Genomic DNA, 17911 nt, shown 5'->3' with positions numbered 1-17911 from the left:
TCAATGACGGCCGTCAACGAATCGGCCGGGGCGATCGAAGATCCTGGACGACTGCCATTGGCGGCCGGCTGATTCACCCTTCGGTAAAGCCGGGAGCAAAAAACCGCTGCAGTACTTTTCGTTCGACGCGGCTGCTCGCGAGTGGCCAGTAGGTCAGGGAGAGGACCACACGCACGATCCACTGTGCTGCCTCCGGGTCGTCAGTGATCCCCGTGAGTTCGGCGGCAAGATGACTGAGCACCGCCGAGGAATGCAACTCGCCCCAGTCAGGGGAGATACCGGGGCTAATCATCAGTCGCCGCAGTGGATTTGACCTGATCTCTTCGAGCGCGACGGTGACAGCGGTGACGACGCGTTCGGGGCCACTGCGCCCCTCGACGGCACGGCGAACGGTGTCGACGATCCCCGCTGACAGGCGGATCAGCACCGCGTCTCGTATCTGGGTCTTGCCGCCCGCGTAGCGGTAGATGGTGGCTCTCGAGCAGTGGACCCGCGTCGCCAGGGTGTCGATGTCGAAAGCATCGAGTCCCTCGTGGAGCACGAGGTCGGTCGCCGCGGCGTAGATACGTTCAGCCGCCGCGGTCCGGCGATCGCCACCCACGACCCAGTCGTCTCGGACCACGTGCCTACACCCCCTTGAGTCGTTGGACGCATATCTTCTCAGAATTGAGACGAATTTGGGCGTGTGTTCCTCTGTCTCCGCAGTTCATGTCACGCTGGTGAGACGACGCGGTCAGTCGGCGGGTGTCGGGGATTGCAACTTCGTTGACTTCGGTTGACTCCGCAGGTCTTCGCCGCTCAGCGTTGAGGAATGACATCGAGAGACGGTGATCTTGGCCTGGCGCTATTCGACGACGAGTTCATCCAGAACCCGTATCCGCTCTACGAGCGGATGCATCAGGCCGGGCATGTCCATCGCATCGGAGATTCGGGCTTCTACGCGGTGAGTAGTTGGGCTGGTGTGAGCGAGGCGGTCACACGCTGCGCCGATTTCTCCTCGAACCTGACCGCGACCATGATGTATCAGCCTGGAGGAGCCGTCGCAGCTTTGCCGATGGGCGAACTCGGCGGACCCACCCAAGCGTTGGCCACCGCTGACGAGCCGGTCCACTCCGTGCATCGGAAGGCGTTGCTGCCACAACTCGCGGCGAAGCGCATCCGCGCCTTCGAACCATTCATCGCCGAGACCGCAGCCCGGATCTGGGATGCCCGGGCGCGAGACGGACGCATCGAATGGATGAGCGCCATGGCGAACCGGCTCCCGATGATGATCGTCGGCAGGATCATTGGGGTTCCCGACGCCGACGTCGACAAGCTCATCCAGTGGGGCTACTCCGCAACCCAAGTGGTCGAAGGGCTGGTCACTCAAGATCAGCTGGACGCCGCGGGCATCGCCGTGATGGAACTCGGCGGCTACATCACCGAACGGTTCCAGGACGCGGCCGGCAACCGGCAAGACAATCTGCTGGGTGATCTCGCTGTGGCCTGCGCCTCCGGCGATTTGGACGACTTGGCCGCACTCGCCATGATGATCACCCTGTTCAGTGCGGGCGGTGAGTCCACGGCTTCCCTGATCGGTTCTGCCGCATGGATTTTGGCGACGCGGCCGGATATCCAGCGGCAGCTGCGCGATCGGCCGGACGTCCTCGGGCCGTTCCTGGAGGAGGTGCTGCGGTACGAACCGCCCTTCCGGGGTCACTACCGGCATTTCGTCAACGACACCGAACTGTGTGGCGCCGAGCTGCCGGCGGGTTCGCGGCTGATTCTGTTGTGGGGAGCGGCCAACAGGGACCCCGCGCACTTCGACAACCCAGCAGAGTTTCGGCTCGACCGGCCTGCGGGGAAGGGCCACATCAGCTTTGGGAAGGGAATCCACTTCTGCGTCGGAGCCGCACTCGCCCGGCTGGAGGCGACCATTGTGCTGGGCCACCTCCTCGAGCGGACCTCGAACGTCACGGCCGCCGCCGTCGGGAGGTGGCTCCCCAGTCTGCTGGTGCGCCGCCTCGAACGACTGGAACTCGCGTACGCGTAACCGGCGCGCCGAGCGGGCGCGGGGTTGCGCACCACTTAGCGCGGGTACTGATCCTTTCGGACGAGCCGCGAACCCGAAAGGACCGGATGGCGACGCGCGAGGACAACGCCACCGACGGCCTGCTGCAAGAACTTCTGTGGGCCTACGGGCCGTGCGGCCAGGAGGCCGACGTACGCGCCGTGTGTGCCCGCGAGCTGCGACCCGTCGTCGACGACATGTGGACCGACGACGCCGGCAATCTGATCGGGTACGTCGCCGCCGACCCTCCCGCCGACGGCGTTGGGCGCGCGCACCGGCACCGGGTGTCCTCGGCGGCCGAACCCGGTGTGGCGACGCGGATCATGGCGCACATGGACGAACTGTCCATGCTGGTCAAGCGGGTGGAGTCGGACGGCACGCTGCACCTGACCCAGCTGGGCACGATGTACCCCGGCAATTTCGGTCTCGGGCCGGTCGCCGTGCTCGGCCAGCACGAGACGCTGACCGCGGTGCTCACGCTCGGTTCCGAGCACACCACGCAGGAGAGCCAGCGGATCTGGCAGACCAAGCCCGACCAGGGCGACAAGGCCCTGGACTGGGATCACGTCTACGTATTCACCGGCCTGAGCACCGACGAGCTCGAGGTCGCCGGCGTCCGCCCGGGCACCCGGGTGTGCGTCGATCGCAGCAAGAGGACGCTGGTCGAGTTCGGCGACTACCTGGGCTGCTACTTCCTCGACGACCGGGCCGCCGTGACAGCCCTGCTGCGCACGGCCGCGCAGCTGCGCGAACGCGGCCGGCGGCCCGTCGACGACGTCTACCTCGTGTTCACCACCAACGAGGAGATCGGCGGCGTGGGCGGCACCTACGCCAGCGGGTCGCTGCCCGGCACCCTCACCCTCGCGCTGGAGGTGGGCCCCACCGAACAGGAGTACGGCACCACCGTCACCGGCGGCCCGATCGTCGGCTACAGCGACGCGCTGTGCGTCTACGACAAAGACGTCGCCGACCGGCTGATGAGCATCGCCACCGAGCTGGGTCTGTCGCCCCAGGCCGCCGCGCTTGGCGCGTTCGAATCCGACGCGTCGCACTCGAAGGCCAACGGCCTGACACCGCGCGCGGGCCTGCTGTGCGTGCCCACGCTGAGCACGCACGGTTACGAAGTCATATCCCGCCGCGCGATCGACGAGATGGCGGCCGTCATCGCCGAGTTCGTCCTGCAGCCCGGTGCGCATGCGCGCGGCGAAGATTAATACGGTCCCAAAATTTGCCTGAACATTGCTTAAGAGGCGCGTGGCGGCCCCCGGCGCGCCGGAATACCGGTCCTACGGTCGACGGATGAACGTTGACTACTACCTGCAGAAGGTGCCGGTTGAGTCCGTGCGGCCAGGGTTCTCGCTCGCCATCGATCAGGGTGGTGATTATCGCCTGTTCCGGGTCGAATGCACGCAGATGACGCAGCGCAGCGGGCAGCCGGTGATGTTCACCCTGACGTCGGAGGCCATCGACGGTGGCGACCCCTGGGTGCTGGAATGCGCGGCGGGTACGCCCGTCGTCCGGGTCCTCGGCGTGTGCAAGGTGGCCTCCTAGTCCCGTCAGCCCGGCTTTGCGGCGGCGACGAACTGCAGCGCCCGCTGGGTCTGTTGCTCGACATCGACCAGCCCGGCGGTGGAGAACAGGTCGACGAAGGCGTGCCGGTCGAACATGGTGAGCCCGATGACGCGGGCGCCGGCGGTCATCGCATGCCGGACCGGCGGCAGGTCCGGGACGTAGCTGGTGAGGACCGCGATGCGGCCCCCGGGCTTGAGCACCCGCACCATTTCGCGAGCCACGCGGAACGGCTCGGGCATCAGGTACAGGGCCCCGAAGCAGCAGACCGCGTCGAATGTCTCGTCTAAGAACGGCAACGCACGGGCATCTCCGCGGACATAGCAGGTGCGCGGGGTGCTGTTGTCCAGGACGGCGCGCCTCAGCATCGGCTCGGAGATGTCGAAACCGACGGCGAGGCCGCCGTCCGGTAGCTGTTCCGCCAGCGATCCGGTGAAATTGCCTGGGCCGCAGGCGACATCGAGCAATCGTTCCGCGGTGGACAGCCGCAACGCCGTAGCCGCGCGCCGCTGCTCGGCGGCGGTGGTGACGCCGCTGGCCGCATAGAACGCGGCCGGGCGCCACAGCCGCTCGTAGACCGTCGCGACGAGGGGGCTGTTCATGGCGCGCTGCGCGAACGTCGGGGCCGGGGAACTCGTCGATTCGCCCAATACGTCGAGGAAACCGTGCCGCGGTACCGCGGCCTCGGTGAGCAGACCACGGGTCAATTCGACTGCATCCTGGCTCATTTCATCGCTTTCGTGAAGGCATGAACGGGTTGGCATAATCCGCAGGTGAATCCCGATTTTTCTGCCGATCCGGCTGTTACGCTAGGGCTCTTCGTGAGAGGCGATGCATTGGGGCCTCGCGCAGGCAACGGATGGGGTAAGGACGTGGCGCACCTTTCGCTGATGATCGCGGGACGCGCGTCGGCCGGCTGAGCGGATTACGTCGACAGTGAATCATCTGCCCCGGCCCCGGATCCGCGCACGTGCGCCGCTGCGGATTTCATTCGCGGGGGGCGGCACGGACGTACCGCCGTTCCCGACCACCGAAGGCGGCTGTGTCCTCTCCGCGACCATCGACCGGTACGCGCAGGGATCGCTGTCCCCGCGCACCGATCGGCGGGTCACGATCGAGTCGGTGGACTTCAAGACCACCCACGAGATGACGCTCGACAGCGAGATCCTCTACGACGGCAGCCTGGATCTGATCAAGGCCGCGGTGCGCAGGTTCGGCAAGGATGGCACGGAGGGCTACGACCTCGTGCTGCGTTCGAGCGCTCCGCCGGGATCGGGTTTGGGCTCGTCGTCGACGATGATGGTCGCGCTGACCGGTCTGCTCGCCGAGCACTACGGCGTGCCGATGGGCGAATACGAGACCGCGCAGCTGGCCTGTGCCATCGAGCGTGAGGACCTGGGCATCACGGGTGGCATGCAGGACCTGTACGCGGCGACGTTCGGGGGATTCAACTTCATCGAGTTCACCGACCGGGTGATCGTCAACCCGCTGCGCATCCGCGAGGAGACCGCCTTCGAGCTCGAACTGAGCCTGTTGCTGTGTTTTACGGGCATCACGCGGGACTCCGCCCGGGTGATCGAGGACCAGACGCGGCGCGCCACCACCGGCGCCGACGACACCCTGGCCGGGCTGCGGGCACAGAAGGAGCTGGCCGTTGCCATGAAGGCCGCCCTGCTGACGAACAAGCTGAACGATTTCGGCGCCCTGCTGGGCGAGGCCTGGACCCAGAAGAAGCGCATGTCCCCGTACATCACCAATGAGCGCATCGATGAGCTCTACGACCTGGCCCTGCGCAACGGCGCCCTCGGCGGCAAGATCACCGGGGCTGGCGGCGGCGGTTACATCCTGCTGTTCTGCGACTTCGCGAAGAAGCACCGCCTGATCGAAAGCCTCGAGTCGGCCGGGGCCACCATCACCGAATTCGCTTTCGAGAGCAAGGGATTGACCACATGGCAGGCATGAGCCGCTCGGATGTCGTCACGCCAAGCGTCGAGCTGGTCCAGGAGCGGCTGGCCGACACCATCGCGGTCAAGCAGCAGATGCTGTCGGGCGCCATCGCCGAGCAGACCGTCGAGATCGCAAGGCTGATGATCGAGTCGTTGCGAGCCGGAGGAAAGGTGATCTTCTTCGGCAACGGCGGGTCCGCCCAGGACGCGGGTCATCTGGCCGCAGAGTTGATGGGGCGCTTCGCTTTTGACCGCCCGGGTCTCGCCGCGTTCAGTCTGCCGGATGCCACCGCGGCGATGACGGCGATCGGCAACGACTACTCCTATGACGAGGTGTTCGCCCGCCAGGTGCTCGCCGCCGGCCGCGCGGGGGATGTCGTGGTCGGCCTCACCACGTCGGGCAACTCACCGAATGTCGTCCGCGCGCTCGAGGCGGCCGCCGGTGCCGGGATGACGACGGTGGCGCTCACCGGTGCGCGCGGGGGAAAGGTGGCCGATGTGGCCGAGTTCTGCATCCGGGTACCGAGCGACAACACCGGACGGGTCCAGGAGGCCTGCCTGCACCTGGGCCACTCGATCTGCGAGATGGTCGAAGCGGCGTTGTTTCCCGGGCCCTGCTGAGACCGTCGCGACTGATGCCCGATCTGCGGAAAGTGAGCACCGTCTTCCTGGATCGCGACGGGACCATCAACGTCAAGGCCGCCGACGGGGAGTACGTCCGGTCCCCCGAAGAGCTGGTGTTGTTGCCGGGCGCCGCCCGTTCGGTGGCCGCCCTGAACGCGGCCGGCCTGCGCACCATCCTGGTGACCAATCAGCGGTGGCTGTCGGAGCCGGCCGAGGACGCGGCGCGTTTCGCCGCCGTCCAGGACCGCCTGGAACAACTCCTGGCGGCCGAAGGCGCCCGCCTGGACGCCGCGTACCACTGTCCGCACGCCGCGGCCAGCTGCGACTGTCGCAAGCCGGGTGCGGGCATGTTGGTGCGCGCGGCACACGAGCATGGTTTCGACCTGGCCGAGGCGGTGATGATCGGCGACAGCGAGAGCGATGTGCAGGCGGGCCGAGCGGCCGGCACGGCGACCATCCTGCTCCGCACCGGAGACACAGGGGCGCCGGGCGCCGACGTTGTGGTCGACGACCTCGCCGCCGCCGTGCGACTCATCTTGAGTGCCAAGGAATCTAGTTTCGCCTAAACCGTTGGGCCGCAGAGCGAATGACCAATGCCAGCGCGAACGGTAGATCGTCCCGCAGGTACCGGCGGGCAAGGCGGCGCGGCTCGAGCGCCAGCCGGTGCACCCACTCGAATCCGAGCCGTTGCAGCACGGGGGAGGCCCGGCGGACGATCCCGGCGGTCATCGCGATGCCGCCGCCGCAGGCGAGGCACCAGGCGTGGGGGAGCTCTTGGCGCACCAGCTCGATGAGGCGTTCTTGCCTGGGGAAGCCCAAACCCACGAAGACCAGATCGGGTGCGGCGGCCGCGACGGCGGCGACCGCCCGCCGCGCCCCGTCCTCCGTGTCGTCGAAGCCGAACGGCGGCGACAGGGTGCCGGCGATGCGCAGGCCGGCGGACCGCGCCACGAGCGCCCCGGCCGCCCGCTCCGGCACCCCTTCGGCGCCTCCCAGGAGGTACACCGACTTCCCGTCGGCGGCCGCCGCGGCACTCAGCGGAAAGATCAACGACGAGCCGGCGACCCGCTCGGGCAGCCGGTCGCCCTTGGCCCGCGCCGCCCACACCAGCGGCATCCCGTCGGCGACGACGAGGGATGCCCGGGCTATCAGTTCGGCCAGCTCGGGGCCGCGTGCGGCCGCCCGGGCCACATCGACGTTCACCGGGATGATCGAGCCGCCGCGGCCGGCCGCCCACGCTTCGCGCACGACATCGACGACCTGCTCTTCGGTCAGGGCGTCGAACCAGAGACCGCCGACCTCGATCTTGTCCGGGCCAGCGCTCACCCGAACATCATGCCCCGCGGCATCACCGTGGCGAAGCGTCCTTGCCGCGGCCGGAACCCAGCCCATAACCTGGGCAACATCCGACCGCGGCCGGGATTGTCGGGCCTGGCGCGGTAGACGACGGCAACGCAGGCGGGCAGGTCATGGCACAGCGGTCACCGCGATGCGCAGACCCATGGCGCGACGGTGGGATCGGCGGGCTACCGCAGTGGCCTTGACCGGGGCGCGAGCGGACGAGCTGGCGACGATGGACATCTTCGAGGGATGTCCCGCCTCCGATCTGGTGCCGTTGGCCGCCTCGCTGCAACCGCTGCGCGCCACGGCCGGCCAGGTGTTGATGCAGCAGGGCGAAGAAGCGGTCTCCTTTTTGCTCATCTCGTCGGGCATCGTCGAGATCACCCACATCGGCGACGACGCCGTGGTCATCGTCGAACACGCGTTGCCGGGCATGCTCATCGGTGAGATCGCGCTGCTTCGCCACATCCCGCGGACCGCGACGGTCACCACCGCCGGGCCGCTGACCGGATGGATCGGCGACAACGACGCCTTCGCCCGCATGGTCCACATACCCGGGGTCATGGAGCGTCTGCTGCGCACGGTGCGCCAGCGTCTCGCCGCGTTCATCACGCCGATCCCGATCCGGGTCCGCGACGGCTCGCATCTGATGCTGCGACCGGTTCTGCCCGGTGACAGCGAGCGGACCGTGCACGGACACATCGAATTCTCCAGCGAGACGCTGTACCGGCGCTTCATGACGCCGCGCCTTCCCACCCCGGCGTTGATGCACTACCTCTCGGAGGTCGACTACGTCGACCACTTCGTCTGGGTGGTGATCGACGGGAAGGACCCGGTGGCCGACGCGCGATTCGTGCGCGACGAAGGTGACCGCAGCGTCGCCGAGGTCGCCTTCACCGTCGCCGACGCCTACCAGGGACGTGGGATCGGCACGTTCCTGATCAACGCGCTGTCCATCGCGGCCCGGGTCGCGGGGGTCGAAAAGTTCTCCGCACGAATGCTTTCCGACAATCTGCCGATGCGCACAATCATGGACCACTACGGAGCGGTCTGGCAGCGCGAAGACGTCGGCGTCATCACCACCGTCGTCGACGTGCCCGAGCGACGCGACCACGGGTTTCGGCGTGACGTGGCCGCAAAGATCGAGCACGTCGCCCGCCAGATGATCGAGGTGGTCGGCTGAGCCCGTTCGTTGTGCTATCAACGGGCATGCGGCCGTTCCGGTTTGGCCCGGTGACAACTCCCGCGATCGCGTTGCTGGTGGCGGCGTGCGCTCACGCTCCGGCGCCCACACCGTCGCGGGCGCCCACCAAGGCGCCGCCGCCGACGGCTGTCAACCCCGCCAACATCAAACGGGTGGTTCGCGACCTGCCGCCCGGTTACGAGGCGACCACCGGCATTCCCAGCGGAGCCTCCCCGGGAGTGATCTGGAGCCTGGGGCCCGACGCGTCGGATAGCAAGGCGAGGCCGCCCCAGTGCGGCACCCTCGCCGACCCCGGGAACGGGCGCGACCAGTCGGCGCAGGGCGTGTCCGGTTCGGGCAGCGGCGGCATCGTCGACGCGGTGGTGGTGGCTTTGCCGGGGCCGGTCGACCTGCCCGGCGAGGTCGTCGCCGCGTGTGGCCAGTGGACCATGACCGCCGGGCGCACCACGGCAAGCGTGCACCTGGTCAACGCGCCGCGAATCGATGGCGCCCAAACCGTCGGGATGGTGGCCGACGTCAAGTCGGCCGTCGAGTCGGGCACCGAGATCGATTCGCGCACATACACATTCACCGCCTACCTGGGCAACTTCTACGCGTTCACCACATTGACCACGGACCCGGGTTCGGTGGTGGCCGCACTGCCGCCGCAATTCGCCGCCGATCTGCTCGTCAAAACGGTGTCCACGTTGCGCAGCTGACGCATCGGCCTTGGGTAGATTGGCCACGGTGTTCAAGCTGGCGTTCACAGTCGCGGTGGTGGGTGTGCTCGCCGGCTGCTCATCGGGAGCCACCTCGGCCAAGGTAGACATCAAGAAGGTCTCCGAGGTCAAGTCGAGCTTCGGGCCCGACTTCAAGGTCACCGACATCGGCGAACGGGGGATCGATCCCAAGGTGTTGTCCGGCCGCAAGCTCCCCGACGGGCTGACGTTCGATCCCGCCAATTGCGCGAAAGCGGCGGCGGGGCCGGAAATGCCGCCGGACCTGCAGGGCAACATGGCCGCGATCTCCGCCGAGGGCAAGGGCAACCGGTTCGTGGTCATCGCAGTGGAAACCTCAAAAGCCTTGCCCTTCAACGACCCCGGTAAGGACTGCGCCAAGGTGGCGTTTTCCGGTCCGCAACTGCGGGGCGGCCTCGAGGTGGTCGACGCGCCGCAGATCGACGGAGCCCACACCCTAGGGGTGCACCGCGTTTTGCAGGCTCTGGTCGCGGGTGGTGCCCGCACGGGCGAGCTCTACGACTACTCCGCTCAATTCGGTGATTACCAGGTGATCGTCACCGCCAATCCGCTGGTCATTCCCGGGCAGCCGGTCGCCCCAGTCGATACGCAGCGCGCCCGCGACCTGCTCGTCAGCGCGGTGAAGGCGGTCCGCAGCTAGCGAATGGGGCCGCGGCTAGCGCACGCCGCGCGGGCGGAACTGGATGCTGACGCGCGGGCCCACCGGCGCCGACGTCTTGGGCACGGCGTGCTCCCAGGTGCGTTGACACGATCCGCCCATCACCAGCAGATCCCCGTGCGCCTGCGGCAGCCGCAACGACGGGCCTTTGGAAGGACGTGCGCGCCGGCGCATGGCGAAGGTGCGGGTGGCGCCCAGGCTGATGATCGCCACCATGGTGTCCTCGGAGCTGCTGCGGCCGATGGTGTCGCCGTGCCAGGCGACGCTGTCGGAGCCGTCGCGGTAGCAGCACAACCCGACCGTGGTGAACGGCTCACCGAGCTCGCCCGCGTAGATGTCGTTGAGCCGGCGCCGCAGCCGGGCCAGCAGCGGATGGGGCGGCTCGTCGACGGTGAGATCGTGAAAGCTCACCAGCCGCGGCACGTCGACCACCCGGTCATACATCTGGCGGCGTTCCTCCCGCCAGGGCACGGCCGACAGCAGGCCCTCGAGCAGGTCGTCGGCATCGGTGAGCCAGCCCGCGCGGATCTCGATAAAGGCGCCGTCGCCGAGTTCTCTGCGCTCGGTGTGCTGGAACAGGGAGCCTTGTGCCGCCATCTCCACGACGCCAAGTCTATCGCACATCAGTTCGATGAAAGGGGGACCGGCGGGTTGAGCGGCTACCGTTTTCACTGTGGGTGTGGTTGACCTGGGCACCAATTCCGAGGTGGGCACGCTGCGGGTCGTCATCCTGCACCGCCCCGGCGGCGAGCTGCGTCGGCTCAATCCGCGCAACATGGACCAGTTGCTCTTCGACGGGTTGCCCTGGGTCGCCCGCGCGCAAGACGAACACGACCAGTTCGCCGAGTTGCTGCGTTCCCGCGGCGTGCAGGTGCTGCTGTTGTCGGACCTGCTGGCCGAGGCGCTGACCCACAGCGGGGCCGCGCGGATGCAGGGCGTCGCGGCCGCGGTTGACGCGCGCCGGCTCGGAGTGCCGCTGGCGCAATCTCTGTCGGCGTACCTGCGCGGGCTGGACGCGGGCAGGCTTGCCCAGGTGCTGATGGCCGGCATGACGTTCAACGAATTGCCGTCGGACATCCGCACCGACGTGTCGCTGGTGCTGCGCATGCACCACGGGGCCGACTTCGTCATCGAGCCACTGCCCAACCTGGTGTTCACCCGTGACTCGTCGATTTGGATCGGCCCGCGGGTGGTCATCCCCACGCTGGCGCTGCGCGCCCGGGTGCGCGAGGCGTCGTTGACCGATCTGATCTACGCCCATCACCCGCGGTTCACCGGGGTGCGGCGCGCCTACGAGTCGCGCACCGCCCCGGTCGAGGGAGGTGACGTGCTGCTGCTCGCCCCCGGTGTGGTCGCGGTCGGCGTGGGTGAGCGCACCACCCCGGCGGGCGCCGAAGCGTTGGCCCGCAGCCTTTTTGACGACGACCTCGCGCACAAGGTGCTGGCGGTGCCGATCGCCCAGCGGCGGGCGCAGATGCACTTGGACACGGTGTGCACGATGGTCGACACCGACACCGTGGTGATGTACGCCAACGTCGTCGACACGCTCTCGGCGTTCACGATCGAGCGCACGCCGGACGGCGTTGCCATCAGCGACGAGGCGCCGTTTCTGGAGGCCGCCGCCAAGGCGATGGAGATCGACCAGCTGCGCGTCATCGACACGGGGTTGGACCCCGTCATCGCCGAACGGGAGCAGTGGGACGACGGCAACAACACGTTGGCGTTGGCGCCCGGCGTCGTCGTCGCCTACGAGCGCAACGCGCAGACCAATGCCCGCCTGCAGGACGCGGGCATCGAGGTGCTGACCATCGCGGGGTCCGAGTTGGGCACCGGCCGCGGCGGCCCACGCTGCATGTCCTGTCCGGTCGCCCGCGACCCGCTCTGACGTCGAGATCGCCGTCAGGGGTCCCTACCGCCAGCTGGGCAGCCAGATCTCCATGTCCCAGGTCTGCTGCGAAATCGGCAGGCCGGTGAGCACCGGGAAGAGCCAGGCGAAGTTGGTGACAACCAACGCGACGTAACAGCAGACGGCGATCAGGCCGAGCGTGCGTCGTTCCGAGCTGAGCCCGCGGGCGCGGCCCGGCTGGTAGAGGATGTCCCCACAAATCAGCGCGATCCCCATCACCAGGAACGGCGCCATCGTCGCCGCGTAGAAGAAGTACATCTGGCGGTCGATGTCGGCGAACCAGGGCAGCCACCCGGCGCAATACCCGGTCAGCACAACGGCGTAACGCCAGTCGCGGCGGACGAAGGCGCGCCAGGCCGCATATACGAGGACAGGCACCGCCAGCCACCACATGGCCGGAGTGCCCACCAGCATCTCCGCCTTGACGCACGACTGCGCGCCGCACCCGGAGACGTTCTGCTGATCGATCGCGTACAGCACCGGCCGCAACGACATCGGCCAGCTCCACGGCTTGGACTCCCACGGGTGGTAGTTCCCGGCGGCGTTCGTCAAGGTCTTGTGAAAATCGAAAGCCTTGACGGTGTAGTGCCATAGCGAGCGGATGGCGTCGGGCAGCGGCACCACCGAGTGGGGGCCGATCGACTGGCCCACCTCGTGCCGATCGATCGCCGTCTCGGACGCGAACCACGGGGCGTAACTGGCCAGGTACACCGCGAACGGGACGAGCGCGAGCGCGTAAGCGGTGGGGATCAGGTCGCGCCGCAAGACGCCCCGCCACGGGTTGGGCACCTGGTACTGGCGCCGCGCCGCGACGTCGAACGCCAACGACATCGCGCCGAAGAACACCACGAAATACAGCCCGGACCACTTTGTCCCGCAAGCCAATCCGAGCAGGACGCCCGCGGAGAAGCGCCACCAGCGCACCCCCAGCCGCGGGCCCCACACCGTCTCGACGGCGCGCCCGGCAAGCAGCGCGACGTGCATGCGCCGGCGCACCTGATCCCGGTCGACGATCAGCGCGCCGAACGCCGCGACGACGAAGAAGGTGAGGATGCCGTCGAGCAGCGCGGTCCGCGCGGCGACGAAGCTGACGCCGTCGCAGATCACCAGCACGCCGGCGATGGCGCCGACCAGCGTCGAGCGGCTGATCCGCCGGACGGTCCGCATCACCAAAACCACCAGCACGACGCCGAGCAGGGCGCCGGTGAACCGCCAGCCGACGCCGTTATACCCGAAGATCGCCTCGCCGATCGCGATCAGCTGCTTGCCGACCGGCGGATGGACCACCAAGCCGAACCCGGGGTTGTCCTCCACCCCGTGGTTGTGCAGCGCCTGCCAGGCCTGCGGCGCGTAATGCTTCTCGTCGAAGACGGGTGTGCCGGCATCGGTCGGCGAACCCAGATTGAGGAATCGGGTGATCGCCGCCAGGACGGCGATCACGCCCGTGACGACCCAGCCGCGGATTTGATCGGTGGGCCCGAAGTCGGCCACCGGAACCATCGGGCCCGGGCTGACCACGGGCACGACACGCTCCGGGCCGGCATCTTCTACGTTCAACGACGCTTCGCGGGGCGGGGCGGACATCGGTGTCGATCGTAGGCTGTCCGTCATGACCACTGGCCGCCTGTTGCTGGGCGCGACCCCGTTGGGCCAGCCGTCGGACGCCTCGCCCCGCCTGATCGACGCCCTCGCCCGCGCGGACGTGGTGGCGGCCGAGGACACCCGCCGGGTACGGACGCTGGCGAAAGCGCTGGACGTCGCCATTTCCGGCCGGGTGATCAGCCTGTTCGACCGGGTCGAGGCGGCCCGGGTGGATTCGCTGATCGCCGCCCTCAAGGCGGGCGCGACGGTGCTGGTGGTCAGCGATGCCGGGATGCCGCTGATCAGCGACCCCGGCTTCCGGCTCGTCGCGGCCTGCGTGGAGGCCGACCTTCCGCTGACCTGTCTCCCGGGCCCGTCGGCGGTGATGACCGCGCTGGCCCTGTCCGGCCTGCCGGCGGAGAAGTTCTGTTTCGAGGGTTTCGCCCCGCGCAAGAAGGGCGCGCGGCGGACCTGGCTGGACTCGCTGGCCGACGAGCGGCGCACCTGCGTGTTCTTCGAATCGCCGCGCCGGTTGGCCGCGTGTCTGCGCGACGCCGTCGACCAACTCGGCGGTGACCGTCGGGCGGCGATCTGCCGGGAACTGACCAAGGTGCACGAGGAGGTGGTGCGCGGATCGCTCGCCGAGCTGGCGGCGTGGGCGGACGACGGGGTGCTTGGCGAGATCACCGTCGTGCTGGCCGGCGCCACCCCACGCGCCGACCTGCCGTCGCTGGTCGCGCGGGTGCAGGAGCTGGTCGCCGACGGCGCCCGCGTCAAGGACGCCTGCGGTGAGGTGGCCGACGCGAATCCGGGCGTGCGCTCGCGCCAGCTCTACGACGCGGTCCTGCAGTCGCGCCGCGTGTGACGGTCAGCCGGCCGAGAACGCGGCGGCGATGCGCGGCTGCCCGACGATGGGGGAGGCCTTGTGCAGGCATTCGGCCCATTCGGCGTCGGGATCGGAGTCGGCGGTGATTCCCCCGCCGACACCGAGCACGGCGCCGCCCGCCGGGTCGAACTCGACCGTGCGGATGGCGACGTTCAGCTCGCATCCGGCCACGGGGGAGGCCAAACCGATTGTTCCGCAATATATTCCGCGACGATGCGGCTCCCACTGCGAGAGCAGTTGGCGGGCCCGGTGTTTGGGTGTCCCGGTGACCGAGGCCGGCGGGAAGGCCGCGTCGAGCAGCGCCGACGTCGGCAGTTCGACGGGAACCCGCGCCGACACGGTGGACACCAGGTGCCACACGCCGGGGGCGCGCCGGACCACCAACAACTCGGGCACGGTCACGGTGCCGACGAGCGCCACCCGGCCGAGGTCGTTGCGCACCAGGTCCACGATCATGATGTTTTCGGCCACCTCTTTCGCCGACGCCCGCAGCGCCGACGGCCAGGCGTCCAGGGGCAGGGTGCCTTTGATCGGGCTGGACGTCACGAGCGTGCCGCGCCGCCGAAGGAAGAGCTCCGGCGACAGCGACGCGACCGCGCCCCACGGCCCGGCGAGGTACGCCGCGCGCGCCGGGGAGGTGCGCGCGATGCCGTCGGCGAAGAAGTCCAGCGGGGCGCCCGAGACCGTACCGGTGAAGTGCGTGCACACGCACGCCTGGTAGACCTCGCCGGCGCGGATGGCCTCCAGGCAGTTCAGCACCCCGTCGCGGTGAGCCGCCCGATCGGCGGGCCCCCAGTCGATCCGGCAGTCGCGCTCCGGCGGCGCCGTCGCCAGCACGGCGGCCAGCCACTCCGGCATCGGCTCGCCGGACAGGCTTTCGTACCACCACTGCCCGTCCCGGTCGCGGCGCAGGACGCAGTCGGTCCAACCGCCCGCGGCTTCGGGGATCCGGTTCGGCCCGCCCTCGGCGCCGGGATCGGGATAGGAGAGGTAGCCGATCCAGCCGCCGCCCACCGCTTGCGAGTCGACCGTTTGCGAGTCGAGCGGGACCGCGAAGGCCGCGTCGGGATCGACCGGCTGCGCCGACACGCTCGGGGCGATCACCGCCAGCGCGCCGAACCAGTCGCCGGTCAGCGCGGCCGGCGGCGGCAGGCCGAGGCGCGCCGTGGCGTCGCCCACGGCGCGCAACACCCGGGGTGCGGCGCCAAGGTCGCCGAGCCGGTCGATACGCACCGCCCTAGCTTGACAGAAGTGCGGTCACCTAGCCGCGGCTGACGTCACGGGCGGTCGCCAGCGCGACCAGCTTGTCCGGGTTGCGCGTCACGTAGAAGTTGGTGATCTTGTCGTCGGCGATTTCCAGCGTGATCACCCCTTCCAGGTGATCGCCGAGATAGAGCAGCACGGCCGGCGCGCTGTTGCACGTCACCATGTCGACGCGAAACTCCGCGAGCTCCGTCGCCTTGCGGATCAGGCCGACGATGGCCCGGGCCACCCGATCGGCGCCCACCACCGGCCGGCGCGCCGCGGACACCTTGCCGCCGCTGTCCGCCGTCCAGGTGGCGTCGGGCGCGAGCATCGTCATCAGCGTCTCCACGTCGCCGCTGGCGGCCGTCGCGAGGAACTGGGTGGTGATCTGCTCGTTGCGTTGCGGGTCCGTCGCGTCGAACCTCTTGCGCCGCGCCCGGACGTGCTCACGCGCCCGGTGCGCCACCTGCCGAACCGTCGGCGCCGGCTTGCCCACCGCCTCGGCGATCTCGCCGTAGTCGAAGCCGAACACCTCGCGTAATACGAACACCGCCCGCTCGTCGGGGCTCAGCGTCTCCAGCAGAACCAGCATCGCCATCGAAATCGATTCCGCCAGAACGACATCGGTGGCGGGATCCTGCTCGTCGAGCAGCAGCGGCTCAGGCAGCCACGGACCCACGTAGTCCTCGCGGCGACGCGCGTCGGCACGCAGGGCGTTGAGCGCCTGGCGGGTCACCAGCTGGGCCAGATACGACTTGGTGTCGCGCACCGTCGACAGGTCGACCGCCGCCCACCGCAGATAGCTGTCCTGCAACACGTCGTCGGCTTCGGTTGCCGAGCCGAGCATCTCGTAGGCGATGGTGAACAACAGCGGCCGCAGCACGGTGAACCTTTCCGCGTGCTCGCTGCCGGCCGGTGGGCGCGTCATCGCAGGGCGATCTCGGCCGGTGCCTGCGCGGGCCTCTTGCCGCCCTTGAGCCAGAGATAGGAGCCGGGCTTGGCGGCCTCACGCCGGATGGCCCATAGCGTTCCCTTGCAGATGGCCTCTTTGATGGACGCGCCCGTCCGGCCACCCAGCGCCATGTTCACCGGGGTGTCGTCGGTGCGCGACAGCTGCACCGTGCCGTAGGTGCGGCCGAGGCTGATGCACTGACCGACGAACGCCTGGCTGAGCGGGGCCGGGGCGGTTCCGGCGATGCGGCTGAGCACGGTGTTGGCGGCTTGCGCACCCAACGGCCCGGCGGCCTGGCAACTCATCCGCAGGGGCTGTCCCGACGGCGCGGCGGCGTCCCCCGCCGCGACGACGTAGGGATTGTCCACACTGGTCAGCGTCTCGTCGGTGAGCAGCCGCCCCACCGCGTCAGTGCTCAGCCCGCTGCGCGCGGCCAGGTCCGGCACGGCGAATCCGGCCGTCCAGATGGTCGCCGCGCTCGGCAGCACGGCGCCGTCGGCGAGCACCACCGCGTCCCAGCGCACCTCGGTCACCATCGCGGACTCCAGCACGTTGACGCCGAAGCCGCGCAGGCGCTTGGCGACCGAGCGCCGGCCCCGCTTGCTCAGCGACGGCCCGAGCGCGGCGCCGCACACCAGGGTCACTTGGCGGCCCTGTTCGGCCAGCTCGGCGGCCGTTTCGATGCCGGTCAGGCCGCCGCCGACGACGGTGACGGGCGCGGCCAGCGGCAGGTCGACGAGCGCATAGCGCAACCGCTGCGCGCTGTCCAGGTCGGCCACCGCGTACGCGAACTCCGCGAATCCGGGCACCGCCACCGGTGTCGCGCCGGTGCTGCCGACCGCGTAGATCAGGTAGTGGTAGTCGAGCTCGGCGCCCGAGGACAGCAGGACCCGCCGCGCGGTGGCGTCGATGCGGTCGACGGTGTCGACGACCAATCGGACACCCTCGGCCAGCAACGTGGCATAGTCGGCGGTCGCGGCGCCGGTGTCGGCGACCAATTGATGCAGGCGGATTCGCTCCACGAAGACGGGGCGGGAGTTCACCAGCGTGATGTCGATGTCCGGGCGTTGACGTAGATGGTTCGCGGCCAGTGTTCCGGCGTATCCGCCTCCGACCACGACGACATGAATTTTCTGGGCGGCAGTCATTGCTGTCTCCTGTTCTCACGGGCCTGATGCCCTCGAGACACCGCAGGCCGGCCGAGCGTGACAG

At 69.0% G+C, this 17911-nt stretch carries 19 protein-coding genes; 11 read left to right on the top strand and 8 right to left on the bottom strand.

The window, feature by feature from the left end:
* Nucleotides 1-73: 73 nt before the first annotated feature.
* Nucleotides 74-622 carry a TetR/AcrR family transcriptional regulator gene (locus H7J89_RS20315; protein WP_264045947.1) on the bottom strand — a complete coding sequence of 183 codons (549 nt, stop codon included), beginning with the start codon at nt 620-622 and terminating at the stop codon, nt 74-76.
* A gap of 189 nt (nt 623-811) precedes the next feature.
* Here H7J89_RS20315 and H7J89_RS20310 point away from each other — a divergent pair, with 189 nt between their 5' ends.
* From H7J89_RS20310 to H7J89_RS20300, 3 genes are all read left to right on the top strand, one after another.
* Nucleotides 812-2032: a cytochrome P450 gene (locus H7J89_RS20310; RefSeq protein WP_264045945.1), complete on the top strand. Its 1221-nt coding sequence runs from the start codon at nt 812-814 to the stop codon at nt 2030-2032.
* An 86-nt stretch (nt 2033-2118) separates the two neighbouring features.
* Nucleotides 2119-3264, top strand: coding sequence for a M42 family metallopeptidase (locus tag H7J89_RS20305; protein WP_264045943.1), 1146 nt, complete (start codon nt 2119-2121; stop codon nt 3262-3264).
* An 85-nt stretch (nt 3265-3349) separates the two neighbouring features.
* Nucleotides 3350-3601: a hypothetical protein gene (locus H7J89_RS20300; RefSeq protein WP_264045941.1), complete on the top strand. Its 252-nt coding sequence runs from the start codon at nt 3350-3352 to the stop codon at nt 3599-3601.
* 5 nt (nt 3602-3606) lie between these two features.
* On the opposite strand, the gene H7J89_RS20295 is transcribed toward H7J89_RS20300, so the two are convergent.
* The gene (locus H7J89_RS20295) at nt 3607-4347 is read right to left on the bottom strand and encodes a class I SAM-dependent methyltransferase (protein WP_264045939.1); all 741 of its coding nucleotides are present in this window, start codon (nt 4345-4347) and stop codon (nt 3607-3609) included.
* A gap of 217 nt (nt 4348-4564) precedes the next feature.
* Here H7J89_RS20295 and H7J89_RS20290 point away from each other — a divergent pair, with 217 nt between their 5' ends.
* From H7J89_RS20290 to H7J89_RS20280, 3 genes are read left to right on the top strand one after another with little or no spacing between them, the layout of a single operon-like run.
* Nucleotides 4565-5581: a GHMP family kinase ATP-binding protein gene (locus H7J89_RS20290; protein ID WP_264046136.1), complete on the top strand. Its 1017-nt coding sequence runs from the start codon at nt 4565-4567 to the stop codon at nt 5579-5581.
* Nucleotides 5569-6186 carry a D-sedoheptulose-7-phosphate isomerase gene (locus tag H7J89_RS20285; protein ID WP_264045937.1) on the top strand — a complete coding sequence of 206 codons (618 nt, stop codon included), beginning with the start codon at nt 5569-5571 and terminating at the stop codon, nt 6184-6186. Before H7J89_RS20290 ends, H7J89_RS20285 begins: the two co-directional genes overlap by 13 nt.
* A gap of 14 nt (nt 6187-6200) precedes the next feature.
* On the top strand, nt 6201-6755 hold the full coding sequence (locus H7J89_RS20280) for a D-glycero-alpha-D-manno-heptose-1,7-bisphosphate 7-phosphatase (RefSeq protein ID WP_264045935.1): 555 nt from the start codon (nt 6201-6203) through the stop codon (nt 6753-6755).
* On the opposite strand, the gene H7J89_RS20275 is transcribed toward H7J89_RS20280, so the two are convergent.
* Nucleotides 6742-7515 carry a WecB/TagA/CpsF family glycosyltransferase gene (locus H7J89_RS20275; protein ID WP_264045933.1) on the bottom strand — a complete coding sequence of 258 codons (774 nt, stop codon included), beginning with the start codon at nt 7513-7515 and terminating at the stop codon, nt 6742-6744. The genes H7J89_RS20280 and H7J89_RS20275 overlap by 14 nt on opposite strands.
* A 175-nt stretch (nt 7516-7690) precedes the next feature.
* On the opposite strand from H7J89_RS20275, the gene pat reads away from it, so the two are divergent.
* Genes pat through H7J89_RS20260 form a run of 3 tightly spaced genes read left to right on the top strand, consistent with a single transcriptional unit; the run spans nt 7691 to nt 10111 of the window.
* Complete coding sequence (pat, locus tag H7J89_RS20270; protein WP_264045931.1) at nt 7691-8713, top strand: acetyltransferase Pat; 1023 nt, start codon at nt 7691-7693, stop codon at nt 8711-8713.
* Nucleotides 8714-8739: 26 nt separating this feature from the next.
* Nucleotides 8740-9432 carry a DUF5642 family protein gene (locus tag H7J89_RS20265; protein WP_264045929.1) on the top strand — a complete coding sequence of 231 codons (693 nt, stop codon included), beginning with the start codon at nt 8740-8742 and terminating at the stop codon, nt 9430-9432.
* A 19-nt stretch (nt 9433-9451) separates the two neighbouring features.
* Nucleotides 9452-10111, top strand: a complete 660-nt coding sequence (locus H7J89_RS20260; protein ID WP_276042385.1) for a DUF5642 family protein — start codon at nt 9452-9454, stop codon at nt 10109-10111.
* A 15-nt stretch (nt 10112-10126) separates the two neighbouring features.
* On the opposite strand, the gene H7J89_RS20255 is transcribed toward H7J89_RS20260, so the two are convergent.
* Nucleotides 10127-10732: an alpha-ketoglutarate-dependent dioxygenase AlkB gene (locus tag H7J89_RS20255; RefSeq protein ID WP_264046134.1), complete on the bottom strand. Its 606-nt coding sequence runs from the start codon at nt 10730-10732 to the stop codon at nt 10127-10129.
* Between the two features lie 70 nt (nt 10733-10802).
* On the opposite strand from H7J89_RS20255, the gene arcA reads away from it, so the two are divergent.
* A complete protein-coding gene (gene arcA, locus H7J89_RS20250) occupies nt 10803-12014 on the top strand; it encodes an arginine deiminase (protein ID WP_264045925.1) in 1212 nt (403 codons plus the stop codon).
* 24 nt (nt 12015-12038) lie between these two features.
* Here arcA and H7J89_RS20245 read toward each other — a convergent pair whose 3' ends face one another.
* Entirely contained in the window at nt 12039-13619 is a 1581-nt protein-coding gene (locus H7J89_RS20245) for a dolichyl-phosphate-mannose--protein mannosyltransferase (protein ID WP_264045923.1), read from the bottom strand.
* Between the two features lie 25 nt (nt 13620-13644).
* On the opposite strand from H7J89_RS20245, the gene rsmI reads away from it, so the two are divergent.
* Nucleotides 13645-14481, top strand: a complete 837-nt coding sequence (gene rsmI / locus H7J89_RS20240; protein ID WP_264045921.1) for a 16S rRNA (cytidine(1402)-2'-O)-methyltransferase — start codon at nt 13645-13647, stop codon at nt 14479-14481.
* Nucleotides 14482-14484: 3 nt separating this feature from the next.
* Here rsmI and H7J89_RS20235 read toward each other — a convergent pair whose 3' ends face one another.
* From H7J89_RS20235 to H7J89_RS20225, 3 genes are read right to left on the bottom strand one after another with little or no spacing between them, the layout of a single operon-like run.
* Nucleotides 14485-15735 carry an aminodeoxychorismate synthase component I gene (locus tag H7J89_RS20235; protein WP_264045920.1) on the bottom strand — a complete coding sequence of 417 codons (1251 nt, stop codon included), beginning with the start codon at nt 15733-15735 and terminating at the stop codon, nt 14485-14487.
* Nucleotides 15736-15763: 28 nt separating this feature from the next.
* On the bottom strand, nt 15764-16675 hold the full coding sequence (locus tag H7J89_RS20230) for an RNA polymerase sigma-70 factor (protein WP_264045918.1): 912 nt from the start codon (nt 16673-16675) through the stop codon (nt 15764-15766).
* On the bottom strand, nt 16672-17847 hold the full coding sequence (locus H7J89_RS20225) for an NAD(P)/FAD-dependent oxidoreductase (protein ID WP_264045916.1): 1176 nt from the start codon (nt 17845-17847) through the stop codon (nt 16672-16674). The genes H7J89_RS20230 and H7J89_RS20225 overlap by 4 nt, the downstream gene beginning before the upstream one ends.
* Nucleotides 17848-17911: the final 64 nt, after the last annotated feature.

The organism is Mycobacterium paraffinicum, assembly GCF_025822865.1.
Lineage (GTDB): Bacteria > Actinomycetota > Actinomycetes > Mycobacteriales > Mycobacteriaceae > Mycobacterium > Mycobacterium paraffinicum.
Note: the sequence above shows the minus strand (reverse complement) of the source record. Positions and strands in the feature narration are given on the sequence as shown.

Excerpts from the sequence above, each read along its gene's own strand:
- H7J89_RS20225 (WP_264045916.1), bottom strand. The coding sequence starts at position 17,847 with ATGACTGCCGCCCAGAAAATTCATGTCGTCGTGGTCGGAGGCGGATAC.
- H7J89_RS20245 (WP_264045923.1), bottom strand. The coding sequence starts at position 13,619 with ATGTCCGCCCCGCCCCGCGAAGCGTCGTTGAACGTAGAAGATGCCGGC.
- H7J89_RS20305 (WP_264045943.1), top strand. The coding sequence starts at position 2,119 with ATGGCGACGCGCGAGGACAACGCCACCGACGGCCTGCTGCAAGAACTT.
- H7J89_RS20265 (WP_264045929.1), top strand. The coding sequence starts at position 8,740 with ATGCGGCCGTTCCGGTTTGGCCCGGTGACAACTCCCGCGATCGCGTTG.
- pat (WP_264045931.1), top strand. The coding sequence starts at position 7,691 with ATGGCGCGACGGTGGGATCGGCGGGCTACCGCAGTGGCCTTGACCGGG.
- H7J89_RS20230 (WP_264045918.1), bottom strand. The coding sequence starts at position 16,675 with ATGACGCGCCCACCGGCCGGCAGCGAGCACGCGGAAAGGTTCACCGTG.
- H7J89_RS20285 (WP_264045937.1), top strand. The coding sequence starts at position 5,569 with ATGGCAGGCATGAGCCGCTCGGATGTCGTCACGCCAAGCGTCGAGCTG.
- H7J89_RS20300 (WP_264045941.1), top strand. The coding sequence starts at position 3,350 with ATGAACGTTGACTACTACCTGCAGAAGGTGCCGGTTGAGTCCGTGCGG.
- H7J89_RS20295 (WP_264045939.1), bottom strand. The coding sequence starts at position 4,347 with ATGAGCCAGGATGCAGTCGAATTGACCCGTGGTCTGCTCACCGAGGCC.
- rsmI (WP_264045921.1), top strand. The coding sequence starts at position 13,645 with ATGACCACTGGCCGCCTGTTGCTGGGCGCGACCCCGTTGGGCCAGCCG.
- H7J89_RS20310 (WP_264045945.1), top strand. The coding sequence starts at position 812 with ATGACATCGAGAGACGGTGATCTTGGCCTGGCGCTATTCGACGACGAG.
- H7J89_RS20280 (WP_264045935.1), top strand. The coding sequence starts at position 6,201 with ATGCCCGATCTGCGGAAAGTGAGCACCGTCTTCCTGGATCGCGACGGG.